Here is a 17,627-nt window from a genome sequence, read left to right on the forward strand (position 1 = left end):
ATTTGGATCGATTTTTTAGTCGATCTGTACTTTTAACCATGATAAAAAGAGGGTTTTAATTCATCATCAAAAATGCCTGAAAAATGGGCAAGGACGCTTTTATGAGTACCCTGAATTTCTCCCAAACGGCAGCCTTTATCTGGTCTGTTGCAGATCTCCTGCGCGGTGATTTTAAGCAATCTCAATATGGCCGCATTATTCTCCCGTTTACCCTGTTGCGCCGCCTGGAATGCGTCCTTGAAGAGACTAAAGAGGCCGTCGTTATTGAGGCTCAAAAGGTCCGTTCTTCGCCCCTGCCTGAAGAAGCGAAAGAAAAGTTAATCCTGCGCGCCACCAGCGGGCTGACGTTCTTTAACGCCTCGCCGCTGGATCTGAGCAAAATGGGTCAAAACGACATCAGGGCCAACCTGGAAAACTACATTCAGTATTTTTCCAGAGATGCGCGGGAAATTTTCGAGCACTTTAAATTCAGCGAATTCATCGGGTTGTTGGATGATGCCAACCTCCTCTATAAAGTGGTGCAGAAGTTTGCCACCACCGATCTCAGCCCGCAGGCCATCTCCAACCATGATATGGGGCTGGTCTTTGAAGAGCTGATCCGCCGTTTCGCCGAAAGCTCGAATGAAACCGCCGGTGAACACTTCACGCCGCGCGATATCGTGCGTCTCACTACCTCGCTGGTGTTTATGGAAGACGACGAGGCTCTCACCAAAGAGGGCGTCATTCGAACCCTTTACGATCCGACGGCGGGCACGGGCGGATTTCTCTCTGCCGGAATGGAGTACGTTCATGAACTCAACCCGAATGCAGTGATGCGCGCGTTCGGACAAGAGCTGAACCCGGAGTCCTACGCTATCTGCAAGGCCGATATGCTGATAAAAGGTCAGGACGTCAGCCGCATCAAGCTGGGCAACACCCTTTCTAACGATCAACTTCCCGCCGATCGCTTCGATTACATGCTGTCGAACCCGCCGTTTGGCGTGGACTGGAAGAAGATCGAAGCCGACGTTAACAACGAGCATCGCAAAGGATTTGACGGGCGTTTCGGGCCCGGCCTGCCGCGCGTTTCCGACGGCTCGCTGCTGTTCCTGCTGCACCTGATCAGCAAAATGCGTGATGCCGATACCGGCGGGCGCATCGGGATCATTCTCAACGGTTCACCGCTGTTCACTGGCGGCGCGGGCAGCGGCGAAAGCGAGATCCGCCGCTACATCCTTGAAGCCGATCTGCTGGAAGGGATCGTCGCCCTGCCCACCGACATGTTCTACAACACCGGGATCGCCACCTACGTGTGGATCCTGTCGAACAAAAAGAGGGCTGAGCGTAAGGGCAAGATCCAGTTGATCGACGCCAGCAAGCTGTGCAGCAAAATGCGTAAGTCATTGGGTGCGAAGCGCAACATGATGAGCGAGGAAGACATTAGACTCATTACCCGCACCTTTGGCGACTTCGAAGTGGTGGATCTTAAGGACGATGATGACAAGCGCGCCGTCGCCAGCAAGATATTCAACAGCACCGACTTTGGTTTTCGCCGCCTGACCATTGAGCGCCCGCTGCGTCTGACGGCTCAGGTCACGGATGAATCCATTGCCGCGCTGCGCTTTGCGCCAAAACCGTTTAACGCACCGATGGCATGCCTGTACGACGCGTTCGGTGCCTTCTGGCAGGACGAGAACTACGGCAACTTTGCCGAGTTCGAGGTGGAAGCACGCGCCGTTATCAAGGCTGAATTCCCTGAGCTTAAAGAGAAGCAGATTAAGGATCTGCTCGACGCAACGCTGTGGCGACAACAGCGCGCGCTGATGGTTAAAGCGCAAAAAATCCAGACGTCGCTCGACGGGAAAGCATGTGGTCTCGCTCAGCCGAGCGATGATTTCAATCAGTTCCAGCTGACGCTCAAAGAGGCGTTTAAAACTGCCGCCGTTAAGCTGGATGCCAAAGAGCATAAGCAGTTTATCGAGGCCATTACCCGCAAAAACCCGGACGCGGAGCCGGTCGTCAAAAAGGTGCTCAGGGAAGATGCGCAGCCGCTGTACGGCGCGTTTGCGTACCGCGGACAGGTGGTGGAGTTTGAGCAGGATGCCGACCTGCGCGACAACGAGAACGTAGCGCTCGATCCGTCTGTTTCGACCAGCGATTTGATTGAAGGCTACGTGAAGGCGGAGGTGCTGCCGCACGTACCGGACGCGTGGATTAATGCCGACAAGCGCGATGCCCGCGACGGCGAGGTTGGGGTCGTTGGATATGAGATTCCATTTAACCGGCATTTTTATGTCTATAAGCCACCGCGCCCGCTGGAGGAGATTGACGCGGAGCTGGATGCGCTGAGCGCGGAGATTATGAAGCTGCTGCAGGAGGTACACTCCTGATGGCTAAGTATAAGGCGTATCCGGAATATAAGGATTCTGGGGTTGAGTGGTTGGGGGAGATACCACTTAATTGGAATTATACACCACACAAATATTTAGCAGTTTATTACAAAGGCCGCAACCCAACCACCCTAAGTAGTGAGCCCAAAAGAGACTGCGTTCCATATCTCTCAATGAGCTATCTACGCACAAATATTGTTGAAAATTATGTATTAATCACATCTGATGTCCGAGTTGTTCCAGATGATTTAGTTCTTATTATTTGGGATGGCTCTAATGCTGGGGAGTTTATAAAAAGCAAAAGTGGGATTCTTTCATCCACAATGGCAGTTGCAAAATTAACATCAAAATTACACCATCAATACTATTGGTTTTCTTGTAATTGTATCGAACCAGAAATAAGACGTCATGCAACTGGAATGGGCATTCCACACGTTAATGGAGAATATCTTAGATATATTCCAATGCCGACACCCTCGATTGAAGAGCAAATTAAAATATCACTATTTTTAATTCATGAAACGATGAAAATTGATCGGTTAGTTGAAAAACAACAACAACTCATCGAACTGCTAAAAGAAAAACGTCAAGCATTAATTAGCAATGCCGTAACCAAAGGGCTGAACCCTGATGTGCCAATGAAATATTCTGGGGTTGAGTGGTTGGGGAATGTTCCAGAACATTGGTTGGTTTGCCCAATAAAGCACATTTTAAGCATTCCTATTACTGATGGACCACACGAAACACCTGATTTCTTTGATGAAGGTATACCTTTTATTTCCGCAGAAGCGATCTCGACAGGAAAAATTGATTTCGATAAAAAACGAGCTTATATATCAAAAAAAGATCATTATAGATATTGCGAAAAATATGCTCCGAAAATCAATGATATATACATGGTCAAATCAGGCGCCACAACAGGTGTAACCGCTTTAGTTGAAACGGAAGAAGCGTTTAACATATGGTCACCATTAGCTGCTTTTAGATGTAAAGATAACTACATTCCTAATTATGTCTTAAATTTCTTTAGAACGGCGGAGTATCTTAATATATTAGCTCTAAGTTGGACCTTCGGAACACAACAAAACATAGGTATGGGAATTTTAAAAAATATCCACATTACGTGTCCCCCAATTGACGAAGCAAAAGAAATAGCAGCTCATCTGCATCATCATTGCCTAAAGCTTGAAGAAATGCTAACCCTTGCGTTGAAACAAGTAACACTCCTAAAAGAGCGCCACACCGCTCTGATTTCCGCTGCCGTCACCGGCAAAATAGATCTCCGCGACTGGACGCCTCCCGCCAGCAGCACCGAAGCATCCCTCACAACTGAGGAGGCCACCGCATGATCGCCGACGTCACCAAAGAAGTTAATCTGCAGGCCGATATCATAAACCAGATGTGCCAGAACGGCTGGGTCCCCGGCACGGGCAGCAAATACGATCGCGAACGGGCACTCTATCCGCAGGATGCGCTGACGTTTGTCCAGACCACCCAGCCGCAGGAGTGGGAAAAATTCACCCGCATCTATCCCAACGACACCGAGCGTCATTTTCTCGATGCGCTGGTCGCACAGCTTAAAAAAGCCGATGCCAACGCCACCGATCTCCAGTCCCGAACCTACGGAACTCTGGGGGTGCTGCGCCACGGCATCAAAAGCCATAACGCGCGCTTCTCGTTATGCCAGTTCAAGCCGGATCACAACCTCAACCCGGACATCCTTGCGCGCTATCGGCAAAACATCTGCCGTATCGTCCCGGAACTGGTTTACAGCCCTCACGCAAGCGGTAACGACACGGAGGCGAAAGCCAAACGCTGGCGCATCGACCTGGTGCTGTTTATCAACGGTCTTCCCGTCGCCACTCTCGAGCTGAAATCCGAATTCAAGCAGACGGTCAACAGCGCCATCAACCAGTACAAAAAAACGCGCCTGCCAAAAGATCCGGAGACCAACAAGCCTGAGCCGCTGCTGACCTTCAAGCGCGGCGCGCTGGTGCATTTTGCCGTCAGCCAGTATGAGGTCTACATGACCACCCGGCTTGCCGGCGATGACACGTTCTTTCTTCCGTTCAACAAAGGCACTAAAGAGGGCGGCGCGGGTAACGACATCCCAGAGGATCACCATGAATACGCCACCCGCTATCTGTGGAACGAGGTATTGCTCCCTGACAATCTGCTGAAGATCCTCGCCTGCTTTGTGCATCTGCAAATCGAGGAAAAAGAGGACTGGGACGGTAAAAAGGTCAAAAAAGAGAGCCTGATCTTCCCGCGCTATCACCAGTGGGACGTGGTGAACAAGCTTATTGCCGCCGCATACGAAGAAGGCACCGGCAACAAGTACCTTATCCAGCACAGCGCCGGATCCGGAAAATCGAACTCCATCGCCTGGACGGCACATCAGCTCTCCTGCCTGCATAACGAAAAGGGTGAAAAACGCTTCCACTCGGTGATTGTTGTGACTGACCGCACCGTGCTGGACGATCAGCTCCAGGACACCATCTATCAGTTTGAACATGCGGACGGCGTGGTCGGGCGAATCAACAACCGCGAGGGGGAAGGCTCGAAATCGGAGAAGCTCGCCAGCGCGCTGGAGCATTCGCAGCCCATCATCATCGTCACCATTCAGACTTTCCCGTTCGTACTTAAAGCAATCGAAAACAGCACCTGTCTCAAAGAGCGAACCTACGCGATCATCGCAGATGAAGCGCACTCCTCCCAGAGCGGCTCCACGGCGCGCCAGCTGAAAGAGGTGCTGATGAGCGAAGGAACCGACGACGATGTGGTCCTCACCTCTGAAGATATCCTCGACGCCACCCTTGCCGCCCGCAGCGGGAGCAGCAATCTGAATTTCTACGCCTTCACCGCGACGCCGAAGGCGAAAACCCTGGAGCTTTTTGGCCGTAGACCCAACCCGCACGAGCCCGCATCCAGAACCAACAAACCTGCGGCGTTCCACGTTTACTCCATGCGTCAGGCCATTGAGGAGGGCTTTATCCTCGACGTGCTGAAAAACTACACCAATTACAAAGTGGCCTATAAGCTGCTGCAAAGAATGGGCGACAAAGACCGGGAAGTGGACAGCAATCGGGCGAAGATCAGGCTCAACCAGTGGGTAACGCTGCACGATCACAATGTCTCGCAAAAGGTAAAAGTCATCGTTGAGCACTACCGCCAGCACGTAATGCATCTGCTCGGCGGGCAGGCGAAAGCGATGGTGGTGACCAGCTCTCGCAAAGCCGCCGTGCGCTATAAGCTGGCGTTTGATAAATACATTGCCGACATGGGCTACGGAAAGATCACTGCGATGGTGGCGTTCTCAGGCGAAGTTGAGTTTCAGGAAAATGACATGAACAGCCTTGCGCTGTTGCACCAGAAATTTACTGAAATCAATATGAACCCGGCGCTCAAAGGCCGCGATATGCGTAAGGCGTTTGATACCGATGACTATCAGGTGATGCTGGTGGCCAACAAGTTCCAGACCGGCTTTGACCAGCCGAAGCTGTGCGCCATGTACGTGGATAAAGCGCTCGGCGGCGTGGAGTGCGTGCAGACGCTGTCGCGCCTGAACCGAACCTATCCCGGCAAAAGGGAATCCGGCACCTTTGTACTCGATTTTTATAATGAACCTGACGATATTCTCGCTGCCTTTCAGCCCTACTATCAAACGGCTGAATTGACCGATGTCAGCGATCCAGGTCTGGTGTTCGATCTGTACGAGAAACTTCGCGCGACGGGGATATTTTTATGGCACGAAGTCGAACAGCTGTGCGAGGCTTTTTACAGCAAGAAGAAATCGAATGCGACGCTCAGCAATATTTGCCTGCCCGCAGTAAACCGCTGGGCAATGCGCTATACCTCCGCGAAAGAGGCGTATATCAGCGCCAAGCAGATCTATGAGTTAACAAAAAGGGATTCCCCTAACCCCATTTTGCTCGCGAACGCGGAAAACAGTTTTAAAGCCTGCAAGCAGGAAAAAGATCGTCTGGAGATCTTCAAAAAAGATCTCGGCAGCTTTGTACGCTTTTACGAATTTATGTCCCAGATCGTCGTCTACGATGACAAATCGCTGGAGAAGTTAAGCCTCTATTGTCGACACCTACGCCCATTACTTCGTGAAGAGGCAACAGATGAAGATGACGTCGATCTATCCAATGTTGAAATGAGCCACTATCGGCTTTCAAAAATCATGGAGCAGCATATAAAGCTTCAGGAGGATGCGGCAGAGTATAAGCTCAACCCGGTTAATGACGTCGGCACCGCAAAAGCAAAAGATAAGAAAGAGGAGTTTATGTCGCAGGTGCTGGCGCAGCTCAACGAGCTGTTTATCACCGAAAACCTGACCGACAAAGATATGCTCAACTATGCCTTTGTGGTTTACGATAAGCTCGCAGAAAACAAACTTGTCATGACCCAACTCGACAACAATACCCGTGAGCAGGCCATGCTGGGCGACTTTACGAAAGCCATTGATGACGCCGTGATAGACAGCAACGAAGCGCACAAGGAGATGATGATGCAGTATTTATCGTCTCCTGATGTTGCCAAAGGGTTTGCTCATCTGATGTATGACATCGCAAAAATGCGCAGGGAATTAAATCATGAGTGATATTCAACTCTTCCGCTATAGTGCCAGCGGCGTAACGCCTCGCATATGGGAGACAGGAACAAGGAACGTCGAATGAGCTATTCACACTTAGCGCGGTAGGATGAGAGCTAAATAGTTTATTAAAAGGTCTTTCAGGTGAAAATATGCAAGAATCAAAGCAGCCAATTGGCTGCTTTGACATGCTATATAGGCAGCTTAACTAGTCTTATGCCTCAAATTCTTCATATGCAATTTCCGACATATCTTCCTGAGATATCCTTTTCCCCATCGCCTGTTCAATTAGTGCAAGTAGCTGTTGCTTTCTATTCTCAAAGAATGCCTCGAAGTCGTCTGTACGCAGTAATTGCGGAGAAATAAAGTGACTTTGACCTGCCCCCCACGATTAGATACAACACTCAGTTAGTAACGTCGGAATCTTCATTCTCAGAATGACCCTTTCTCCAGCCCGCTGCAAATTCAGACGGTGTCTGATAATTCAGCGTGGAGTGCGGGCGGCATTCGTTATAATCCTGCCGCCAGTCATTAATAATTTTCCTGGCATGAACGATATCGCTGAACCAGTGCTCATTCAAACATTCATCGCGAAATCGTCCGTTAAAGCTCTCAATAAATCCGTTCTGCGTTGGCTTGCCCGGCTGGATTAAGCGCAACTCAACACCATGCTCAAAGGCCCATTGATCCAGTGCACGGCAAGTGAACTCCGGCCCCTGGTCAGTTCTTATCGTCGCCGGATAGCCTCGAAACAGTGCAATGCTGTCCAGAATACGCGTGACCTGAACGCCTGAAATCCCAAAGGCAACAGTGACCGTCAGGCATTCCTTTGTGAAATCATCGACGCAGGTAAGACACTTGATCCTGCGACCGGTGGAAAGTGCGTCCATGACGAAATCCATCGACCAGGTCAGATTGGGCGCCGCCGGACGGAGCAGCGGCAGACGTTCTGTTGCCAGCCCTTTACGACGTCTTCTGCGTTTTACGCCCAGGCCACTGAGGTGATAAAGCCGGTACACGCGCTTATGATTAACATGAAGCCCTTCACGGCGCAGCAACTGCCAAATACGACGGTAGCCAAAACGCCTGCGCTCCAGTGCCAGCTCAGTGATGCGCCCTGATAAATGCGCATCAGCAGCCGGACGGTGAGCCTCATAGCGGCAAGTCGACAGGGATAAACCTGTAAGCCTGCAGGCACGACGTTGCGACAGACCGGTCGCATCACACATCAACATCACGGCTTCCCGCTTCTGGTCTGTCGTCAGTACTTTCGCCCAAGAGCCACCTGAAGCGCCTCTTTATCCAGCATGGCTTCGGCAAGCAGCTTCTTGAGTCTGGCGTTCTCTTCCTCAAGCGACTTCAGGCGCTTAACTTCAGGCACCTCCATACCGCCATACTTCTTACGCCAGGTGTAAAACGTGGCATCGGAAATGGCATGCTTGCGGCAGAGTTCACGGGCGGGTACCCCAGCTTCGGCTTCGCGGAGAATACTGATGATCTGTTCGTCGGAAAAACGCTTCTTCATGGGGATGTCCTCATGTGGCTTATGAAGACATTACTAACATCGGGGTGTACTAATCAACGGGGGGCAGGTCAGGTGGCTACGTCATAGCTTTCAAGTTGAGTCAGTACGTGTTTGACGCCTGGAACTACACGCCGCTATGAGTTAACATCCCAATTACCACTATCAACCACAGCGGCTTTTTCAAGGGACATAACAGAGCATTTCTTACAGGCAAAAGAGACAGATTTAATCGTCTAAATAACTGTATTGTAAGGAATTTAGTGACTTGGTGCGAAGGCCGGACTCGAACATCGCAACTATCCTTATGATCTTAAGAGAGTAAAACTTATCATGCTGGGCATGATACCATCATTGATACCATCAGTCCCGATTGGTGATAATCGAACAAAGAGTATATTAATCTTGTTTGCTTACGCTAACTTCGACTTTATCTATATCATAAATACTTACATTGCCTCCAGTCGCATTTAACGGATCAAAAAGAGCAAGATTGATTCCTTCACTTACAGAACTACTATAAAGTACTCCATGAAAGCCAGTTTTCTTAATAAATTCGCATATATATTGACTTGGAATATAATCAAGGGCTGCACTTTTAGGTAATACAGGTCTTGTTAGTTCATAACCAAGTCGTTCAAGAAAAGGTATATCTGCAAGCATTTTACCCATTTCACCTGGATCGGTTAATAAAAACGGTGAAACGGTTTCACGAGGGTTTCTTAGGTCTATTAGAGTCAAGTTATCTTTTAGAGTAAAATCTGCGACACAAGCTCTGTCACCTGTATGAGGTCGAATTTCAGACAAAGCTGTATCTGGTTTAGATCCAAGATATAAATACGGTATACCAGTAGGATTCTCTCTCCCATGACTAACTAATCTCTTGGGGGGAGCCCCCATTTTGTCTATCGTAAAAGCCGCATCGTCTGCATAAATGCGGGCTCTATACCAAGTTTTAGAAAATTCATCTAAAGCAAGGAAACTTAATAACTCGCCAAGCCTATCTGTATCAAGTGATTTATTCAGAAAATATCTATTTTCATACATGAGTTCCTGACAAAGATGATCCCATAATGCGAGAGATTCACTCTTATAATCATCAGAAAGTACGAAGGTTTTTCTAACAATATTCCCATCATCAAGAATATCACCTAATAACTCTTTGGCATGAGCCTCATCTAAAAGAGGATGTGAAAATAGCTTCCAATCCTCTTTCAAATGTGCAACTAAACTCTTACCATCCGGATGATTTTCGTAGATGTTTATCAATGAGCTAAAATGATCAAATAAAGCATGAGGCTCAATAATCTCAATACCTTTGGTACCACAATACGAACAATCGCCAAAATCAGGGGAAAGTGAAGGTATGATATTTTTCTTTAAACCATTATCCCCAAAACAGCTCGCACAGCAGTACTTGATCATATTATTTACCATCCATGAAATCGGCTAGGGTTTCTATATGGTGAATCATAGACAATTTTTTAACTGTCCCTAAACCAGGGAAGTGACTCGGATTATGTAATCGCCTAAACTCTTTGATAGCCGACGTTTCAAGCAACATGGATTTGCCTGAATTTAAAGCAGCCATTAATTTATCAAGGGACTGTGCGAACTTACCTGCTGGGTCTGTCGGTGTATCACGTGTTGTCGAAACAAAATGATAGATGTACATTTCATCTTCATGCTTCGTATTAATGTAAGTAAGATGAATAGCAACCGCATACGCAGGGCCACCGGACTCACTAAATTCATCACCAACAATTAAGAAATCACCAAAACCATTCATACCCTCTTCTTCATAATTAAGATGAAGATCTGAAAAGAACTCAGAATCGGGATGGTCAGCATTTCGTCTTTTTTCAAAGCCATCTTTAATTAAAATTCTTTCTGAACCCGAAAAATGTTTTCGATAAGATTTAGAACAATAGTTAGAAATAAATACATGTTTGTATCCATCCCCAAATCTTTCATGTAATGCTTTTGGCTCATCAAACCCGGCATGAATAAAGGTGACTTCATGAACGAGATCTGAATGAAGGAGGTTATCAACCTTAGCAATAGTCATACTCTTATCAAGAAGTATCCCTACAGAGATTTTTTCATACTTACTAAATTCATTTTTTAATAATTGAGCTATACTTTGTCCATCGGTAGAGTGATCACCACATGCCGGATTAATGATGACAATAGCCCTACCATCATTTTCTTTTATTGTTTTCAGTGTTCGCTCAAGACCATTGAGAGCCTCTCTCACAGGCTCTATAATTGGAGTAAAACCTGCCTCAGCCATTACATTAGCAGTGTCTCTAATAGCCAACAGTTCAAATTGTTTCCCACGAAAATAAGGATAATACATGGTTTGTTACTCCCATAACAATGCCTCATTAAGAGGAAGCTGCATAGTATTAATTAATCGCTCATGATCCTTAGAGCGAAGCTGAATAGAAAGTGCTGCTGGTTGTAAAGACTTTGGTAAGTTGAGAATCAACTCTCTTAAAGAAAGTAAACTTCTGCTTTCCTTTAAAGTTTTTAGCATTAAATTATATACAGAAACAGGTGGTAGGTCACTAAACTCTTCTTTTAAGAAACCATGCATTTGAGTATTCGGTAAATTGGGAATTCTTATACCTAACTCGGAAGCAATAATTTTCGCCTCATTCATTCTTAATGATTCAAAGATTGTTACAGGGCATATAAAGTCTAAAACTTCTTCAGCTTCTCTTATAGTAGAGATTCGATTCCATCGGGTTAAACTCAATACCCCAATGGTAGATTCCGTTGTTTTCAGCACATCATCTATATGCTCTGAACCTGCTATTACATAGATTTTCCCAAATGCTTTACGGTAGTTTGCTATTTGGTTTTGTAGACGGCTTAAGGAATCTCTTTCGGATTTTATTTCGTAAACCGTTCCAGTTCCGTTCAGAATGATGAGATCAGCCTTGCAAGAGCCGATCCTGAATTCGTTAAGCATACAGGCAGTTCTTAATGAATGCTTGCCAAGTAAAAGATTGTGTGTGAGTGCAGAACGATAAACATACTCATTCCGCAAGCCTGTTTGTCTGAGTAAGGCAAATGCCTCATTGAAGGCTTCACCAACGGTAATCCCATGTGTATCTGCATGGTCAAAAAGCTCGGTCTCTCGGAGAGAGCGAGCAAACATAGGAGACTGCCCTTTTTTCGCTATCTCGCTGAAGACTGAAGCGGAAAAAAGTCTACTTAAAGCAGTCAATTGAAAAGAGTTAAGATCGTTACTTCTCATCATGGTGAATCACATAGTCCATCGTTCAGGATCTTGTTTGGCTACTGTCAAAATCCTTAGCAACCCCACATAAGAGTCGTTCATCGTGTAGGAAAGCTATGAAAATATCTTCACCTTAGGTTACCAAACCAGCAGTGCTCTGCAAAGAAATCTCTAAGCAATTGGAATGTAGTCCTGCACTCAGGTTCATTATAGGTGTCTACAAACTTTGAATTTGTGAGATATAGCACAACCCATTGAAGTTACAGGGGTTTAAACGAATTTATCATTAGAACGGTAATATTAACAAACAATACATTCCGAAACTAATAATCAACTTAATGATTAATTTAACCACATGATTTTAATGAGAAAAACTTAGAGGTAGCTTTAATGAAATAAAAAAATTAATTCTGTGTCATTTTTAATTTGTAAATTCAGTTTTCATGGTGTACTAAACATGATGGAGAACTTAGCTTTGTTACTTGAATGGAGAAGATGAATATCTATGTCTTATTTAATCAACAAGGAAATCTACAAAAAGAAGTCTGATATCATAAGCAGAGCCCAAAATATAATTTCGGTCACTAATACCGGTGATGAAATTAATGGTGAAAATTATGATTTCATCTTAGGCCTGCTAAAAAACCATGACGAATGGGAACATAAAACTTCAAATGGTTTTCTGGGAATTACAGTCGGTAAATCAATACACGGTACGACATGTTTCTATATTAAAACAAATGATGGGCTTGAAGATATTTCCTTTCATCACGCAGTAAAATGTCTAAAAAAAACACAATAACTTATATATATAGCGGGTAATGATAAATTTAACTATTTGTTTAGTTAAAGTAGTTACTCCAACCTTTAGCAAGATTACGTCTAATTTCCAATCATCTAGACTGGACAACCACTATTTTTTGGAGCAATAATTAACAAAATCTCACTTACAAAAATCTTATGAAAAATCAATGTGATGAGGCAGGAGAAAGATGGAAATTCAAGAATTTATTGCAAAGTATCGAAATCATCCAGTGCTCTTCATCGGAACTGGGTTTAGCTTGCGATATCTCTCTAATTCCTATGATTGGAATGGTTTACTCTCACATATTTGTTTCGAACTCACTGGTGATAAAGAAACATATCTTGATATTAAATCAAAATGTCAAATCAATGGTGAATATAAATATGATAAAATTGCCAGTGATATAGAAAGAAAATTCAATGAAACTTTGTCTAACGATAGAAATGGAAAGTTTAAAGAAATAAATGATATTTTCTATAAAGAGATGGATAAGGGAATTAATTTAAGTAGATTTAAAATATATATTACTCAGCTATTATCAACTGTAGAATTAAAAGAAGAAAAAAGCGAAGAGATAGCTGAACTCATTAAGATGAGAAAAAATATCGGATCAATCATCACGACGAACTATGATTTATTGATTGAGCAACTCTTTGAATTTGAACCACTAATAGGCAATAGCATACTTTTAAGTAATCCTTATGGTTCGGTCTATAAGATACATGGCTGTGTGTCAGCCCCTTACGAACTAACGATTACAGAACAAGATTATGACTATTTCGATAACAAATATGAACTAATTAGAGCACAATTACTCTCACTATTTATTCATAATCCTGTTATCTTTATTGGATACAGCATTAGTGACAGAAACATACAGCAAATTCTAAAGACTATTTTTTCCTATGTACCTACTAACTCAGATATAGCCAATAAAATTAGAAGTAATTTTTTACTTGTGGAATATGAAAAAGATTCACGATCTACTGCTATATCTGAACACGATATATATATAGGGAATGCTACCACTATAAGAATAAATAAAATCAAGACCGACGATTACGCCTCTATATATAAAAGTTTATCAGACTTAATATTACCAGTTTCAGCAATGGATATTAGGAAAGTTCAAAAAGTCTGGAATGAAATAAAAAGCGGTGGTGAAATTGAAGTAAAAATCACAGAAGATTTAGACCAGTTAAAAAATGGACAAATGGTATTAGCCGTAGGTTCTCATAAACGAGTCAAGTATGAGTTTCAAACCAAGCCTGAAATGATGCAAGATTATTTCAAGATCGTAGATGAAGCAAATAAGCAATTAATTATATTGTTAAATAAACAGAAAATACAAAGTTCCCAATTCTTTCCTATTTTCGCATTCAGTGAAATATGCCCTGAATTAGACAATATTGAATTATACAAAGATCAACAAAGAAGAAAGCTTGCAGATCATTTTGAAAGAACCTCCGCTAATAATTGCAGCAATACTCACAATACCATTTCAGAAATAATTGAAGACAGGACATTATCTTTTTCAAAAAAAGATGATTGTATATTCCATAGTTATTATCAAAATAAAATAGCAACTGAAGATGTCAAGAATTTTTTATTGGCATTTCAAGATAAAAATAGCACGGCATATAGAAGATTATTATGCTTATATGATTATAAGCACAACGTAGATTAATTTAAGGAAAGTTTAATGTCTAACATGAACCATTCGATACAACCAGGAAAGACGAATGTTGAAGAAAATCGGCTGCAAAGGATAAGAAAAAGGAATATAAAAGCAGTAACTGATATAAAAAAACCTCTGGCAATTACGATAGTTATCGTATCATGTTTGATAATTTTCCACTATGTGTATCTATTCGAAATTGAAATCAAAGCAGTTTTATGGTTTCTCATTTTACCAATGATTGTTGGACTGGCAATTTCTTGTTCTGGTATTCCTAAAATGATTGATTTTTTAAAACCGTTAATCGATACAATCATTTACATACCAGCCTCAATTTTAGCAGTATTTTATATATTAAATTCTGTGACAAATATCAGTGAAAAGTTAAAGATCGAAGCTGTTCACCATTGGTATGTCTATGTCACGTTAAGCGTGATCGCAGGAAGTACTATAATAAAATGTTCAATAGCTTTTTCAGAAAGCGTTAGTAAGTATCTCATTCTGTGTGAAAAATCCGTTTCAAACAATTTAACTCCAAAATTGACTCTGCTTTGGAAGTACAAGACCAGAAGACTTTATAAAAAAAAGCGATGACCCCAAAAATTATTTTTTTGCCATTAAAGGGGATACACCGATTACATAAGCAGGGAAGCTTATAAATGATACAATTAAAACATAGCTTAACACTTCATCTTGATTCACAAAATAATATATCATTGATAACAGGAGTATAATAAAAACTAAAAAATAAAAATTAAATTTCATTCTTCTCTTGGAATTTTTATCGATATCATTACAAGATAACATTCTTTTTTTCATTTAATCACTCCTATTTTATTGAATACTTATAAGTTATCATCATTAAATAAATAGTCAATACACTACTTATAGCATTTAACAAGCAAGGGCTAACTCTCCGAAGCTCCGCTTCTCTGAGTTGCCTTGCTTTTTCTTCTCTATGATTGAAAAAGGAATAATACCAAATTAATTACGTAGGTGTAGTCTAAGCACTTGTAGTTTTAATATTAGAATAGTTGCTATGAGCAAGAAATAGAAAATCTCACTATTAATATTCGATATTTTTCTTTATTTTTTGTAGGGACTGGCCACTTTCGCAGCCAGTTAATGATTAGTTTATTTTAAAAAAGAGATACATCATTAATTGATTGCAGAAGTCTTTACACCAATTAAATACTTACAGTAGTCATATACATTCATAACATTGTCCGTATTCATTTTTACTGCAACTAACTGTTTTAATATTTCAATGAACTCATCATCATTGGACTTATCTATTAATAATTCCAATGGTAAAAATACTGTTTGATTCAAAATAACTGGCATATCCAAACTATTATTCTTCTCTAATTCATCAATTATAGAGTTGAGTTCATCGAGATATTTGTTTGCCTTCACAAAATCGCTATCACTTTCATCATCTTCAACACCAAACCTTAGATTTTTTATGATTGCCAAGATAATTGCGGAGGGATTGATCATAATATTAAACCAATTATTTGTCGAAACTGAAATTTTTACGATGTTTTGACCATCGTAATTTACCACTCGTTGATCTTTAGTAAAAATTATTTGTTTAAAAGTCCTAAGATTACGCTCATGTTTTAATAATTGTTTTTGTGAAAACACGTAAGATAACACAAAATCCTTTAATATATTAGGTTCAGAGCCTGAAAAAGAAGCATGAGTCAAGTATTTATTCTTATTTTCAATTAAAATTAAATCCCTTTCCGTTTCGATTAACAAGTCACTTTCAGGGTTTTCTTTTTTGGGGGGAGTGTAATTCCCAGAATAAAGTTGATACCCGTGTTTTTTTTGTATCTTAAAAAATGTTTTCTCCACAAACAGGTCTATATTTGAACCTATCTTTGAATTAATACGACCATCAATACTTCTTCTAATTTTATCTAATAGAGAATTATAAAAATTCAGCTTAAAATACTTAAACCCGATAATGTAATACATGTTTTTATACTTCACAACAGGATTCATTGCGAATAAATTTTCACTTTTTAATAGACTACTTTTTGTAGAGTAATTTTTGTTTATAATATTTGCATCAACGGAAAACAACTCCAAAATTTTCAGATCGCTCTTAAATACATTTTCTTTTGAAATGGATATTACATCATCTTTTTGTTTATCTAAAAACCTAAAGAAATCAACCAAATTTTTTAAACTGAAGCCAAAACATGAAATAAAAGAATCGTTGTCAATGCTTGGTTGAATAATATTATTAATGTAGTCAATCAATGTTGTAGTTTTCAAGGAATATATCGGATAAAAATTTGAATACAGTACTTGTTTTGTTAAATGCTCAACTATATTTAAGTTTGAAAGACCTGCAATTGCAAATTTATCTTCCTTCAATTGATATAAAGATATAAATGAGGTTAAAAGCTCGATAGCGTAGCATACTTTCTTTTTATTGTTAGATTTATGGTTAGAATTAGATATGTTTTTTATTAAAATATTAAGTATGTATTTATATGGCAGGGTTTCTTCAATCTTATTCTTATTTTTGTCGTCTTTATAAATATTAAAAACAAACCTCAAGGCATTAAACAAGTTTAATCTTGACATTTTATCTTCAATTTTACTTACGATCCTTTCCTCTTGACCCTTTTTAAATGAAACACATCCATCAATTATATCTATTTTTTCATTTAATTTATCATTTATATTTTTAACAGAATCCACTAACCGACTAAGCTTATCAAACCCTTGCATCTTAAGATAATTATCATCGCATCGGCTTGAATAATTACTATTATTCATTAAGTTCAAGACATAAAACATTTGCAGTAGATCATTCCAAAAACCGACAATCTGAAATGATGGTAACTTATTCCCTCTATAAATTCCATAATGTGTTAGTGCATCAGAAAATGAACAATAAAAAATAGCTTCTTCTTTTTTTATCTTCTTTTGAAGATACTCAATTTCCAGTTGAGTAGAAATATTTTTCAAGATAATTACATCCATGTCATAGCTGGTTTCACAACTAAGAACATGATTGCTGATTAAATTCTTAAATGAATCAAGGGAATTAAAATGAGAGTCATTATTCTCTAAATTGAAATCATTGTAAACTTTATCCTTTAATGCTTGGTAGTTTTCATCTTTCAACCCTCTCAAAATCGTAAAATACTCTTCATTATCTATCATCATCTTGTCAATTGCCTTAATAAAGGCTTGTGTGTTATTTTCCATATTCCCTCTGCCGTGTTCCTGATTCACATACAATATAATTTGCAAAAGACTCATAAAACCTTTCTCAGTTTATAACAAACATACATTAGTGCAAAGAGATAAATTCACTTATCGATAAAAATGATAGATTTAGATAGCTTTATATTTTTGATCATTCAATACTAAAATCGAACACTAA

Annotated in this window: 11 protein-coding genes; 6 read left to right on the top strand and 5 right to left on the bottom strand. The window is 41.3% G+C overall.

Features of this window, described 5'->3' with window-relative positions; all coding sequences use genetic code 11:
• Nucleotides 1-101: 101 nt before the first annotated feature.
• The 3 genes from AC1VYI_RS21705 to AC1VYI_RS21715 are packed head-to-tail and all read left to right on the top strand — an operon-like array spanning nt 102 to nt 6,975.
• The gene (locus AC1VYI_RS21705) at nt 102-2,369 is read left to right on the top strand and encodes a type I restriction-modification system subunit M (protein ID WP_134866846.1); all 2,268 of its coding nucleotides are present in this window, start codon (nt 102-104) and stop codon (nt 2,367-2,369) included.
• A complete protein-coding gene (locus tag AC1VYI_RS21710) occupies nt 2,369-3,718 on the top strand; it encodes a restriction endonuclease subunit S (protein ID WP_134866847.1) in 1,350 nt (449 codons plus the stop codon). The genes AC1VYI_RS21705 and AC1VYI_RS21710 overlap by 1 nt, the downstream gene beginning before the upstream one ends.
• On the top strand, nt 3,715-6,975 hold the full coding sequence (locus AC1VYI_RS21715) for a type I restriction endonuclease subunit R (RefSeq protein WP_226483416.1): 3,261 nt from the start codon (nt 3,715-3,717) through the stop codon (nt 6,973-6,975). Before AC1VYI_RS21710 ends, AC1VYI_RS21715 begins: the two co-directional genes overlap by 4 nt.
• Before the next feature lie 395 nt (nt 6,976-7,370).
• Here the strand turns inward: AC1VYI_RS21715 and AC1VYI_RS21720 are convergent.
• From AC1VYI_RS21720 to AC1VYI_RS21735, 4 genes are all read right to left on the bottom strand, one after another.
• A protein-coding gene (locus AC1VYI_RS21720) for an IS3-like element ISSen4 family transposase (RefSeq protein ID WP_087451024.1) occupies nt 7,371-8,491 on the bottom strand; the annotation gives its coding sequence in 2 pieces (ribosomal slippage) (nt 7,371-8,233 and nt 8,233-8,491; 1,122 coding nt in all).
• Between the two features lie 396 nt (nt 8,492-8,887).
• On the bottom strand, nt 8,888-9,913 hold the full coding sequence (locus AC1VYI_RS21725) for an RES family NAD+ phosphorylase (protein ID WP_482882763.1): 1,026 nt from the start codon (nt 9,911-9,913) through the stop codon (nt 8,888-8,890).
• 1 nt (nt 9,914) lies between these two features.
• On the bottom strand, nt 9,915-10,847 hold the full coding sequence (locus AC1VYI_RS21730; protein ID WP_482882765.1) for a sce7725 family protein: 933 nt from the start codon (nt 10,845-10,847) through the stop codon (nt 9,915-9,917).
• Nucleotides 10,848-10,853: 6 nt separating this feature from the next.
• Complete coding sequence (locus tag AC1VYI_RS21735; protein ID WP_223174977.1) at nt 10,854-11,654, bottom strand: sce7726 family protein; 801 nt, start codon at nt 11,652-11,654, stop codon at nt 10,854-10,856.
• A gap of 586 nt (nt 11,655-12,240) precedes the next feature.
• Here AC1VYI_RS21735 and AC1VYI_RS21740 point away from each other — a divergent pair.
• The 3 genes from AC1VYI_RS21740 to AC1VYI_RS21750 all read left to right on the top strand — a co-directional run bounded on the left by AC1VYI_RS21740 (nt 12,241) and on the right by AC1VYI_RS21750 (nt 14,812).
• The gene (locus AC1VYI_RS21740) at nt 12,241-12,537 is read left to right on the top strand and encodes a DUF3223 domain-containing protein (protein ID WP_053264912.1); all 297 of its coding nucleotides are present in this window, start codon (nt 12,241-12,243) and stop codon (nt 12,535-12,537) included.
• Nucleotides 12,538-12,727: 190 nt separating this feature from the next.
• On the top strand, nt 12,728-14,227 hold the full coding sequence (locus tag AC1VYI_RS21745) for an SIR2 family protein (RefSeq protein ID WP_053264913.1): 1,500 nt from the start codon (nt 12,728-12,730) through the stop codon (nt 14,225-14,227).
• 15 nt (nt 14,228-14,242) lie between these two features.
• Nucleotides 14,243-14,812 (top strand): hypothetical protein, encoded by a 570-nt coding sequence (locus AC1VYI_RS21750; RefSeq protein WP_053264914.1) that lies wholly within the window; start codon nt 14,243-14,245, stop codon nt 14,810-14,812.
• A 564-nt stretch (nt 14,813-15,376) separates the two neighbouring features.
• Here the strand turns inward: AC1VYI_RS21750 and AC1VYI_RS21755 are convergent.
• The gene (locus AC1VYI_RS21755; protein WP_482882773.1) at nt 15,377-17,503 is read right to left on the bottom strand and encodes a hypothetical protein; all 2,127 of its coding nucleotides are present in this window, start codon (nt 17,501-17,503) and stop codon (nt 15,377-15,379) included.
• Between the last annotated feature and the right edge of the window lie 124 nt (nt 17,504-17,627).

Source organism: Enterobacter sp. QK-SA4, assembly GCF_056856775.1.

Bases quoted from the DNA above. Each gene is read 5' to 3' on its own strand.
- AC1VYI_RS21705 (WP_134866846.1), top strand. From the start codon at position 102: ATGAGTACCCTGAATTTCTCCCAAACGGCAGCCTTTATCTGGTCTGTT.
- AC1VYI_RS21710 (WP_134866847.1), top strand. From the start codon at position 2,369: ATGGCTAAGTATAAGGCGTATCCGGAATATAAGGATTCTGGGGTTGAG.
- AC1VYI_RS21715 (WP_226483416.1), top strand. From the start codon at position 3,715: ATGATCGCCGACGTCACCAAAGAAGTTAATCTGCAGGCCGATATCATA.
- AC1VYI_RS21725 (WP_482882763.1), bottom strand. From the start codon at position 9,913: ATGATCAAGTACTGCTGTGCGAGCTGTTTTGGGGATAATGGTTTAAAG.
- AC1VYI_RS21730 (WP_482882765.1), bottom strand. From the start codon at position 10,847: ATGTATTATCCTTATTTTCGTGGGAAACAATTTGAACTGTTGGCTATT.
- AC1VYI_RS21735 (WP_223174977.1), bottom strand. From the start codon at position 11,654: ATGTTTGCTCGCTCTCTCCGAGAGACCGAGCTTTTTGACCATGCAGAT.
- AC1VYI_RS21740 (WP_053264912.1), top strand. From the start codon at position 12,241: ATGTCTTATTTAATCAACAAGGAAATCTACAAAAAGAAGTCTGATATC.
- AC1VYI_RS21745 (WP_053264913.1), top strand. From the start codon at position 12,728: ATGGAAATTCAAGAATTTATTGCAAAGTATCGAAATCATCCAGTGCTC.
- AC1VYI_RS21750 (WP_053264914.1), top strand. From the start codon at position 14,243: ATGTCTAACATGAACCATTCGATACAACCAGGAAAGACGAATGTTGAA.
- AC1VYI_RS21755 (WP_482882773.1), bottom strand. From the start codon at position 17,503: ATGAGTCTTTTGCAAATTATATTGTATGTGAATCAGGAACACGGCAGA.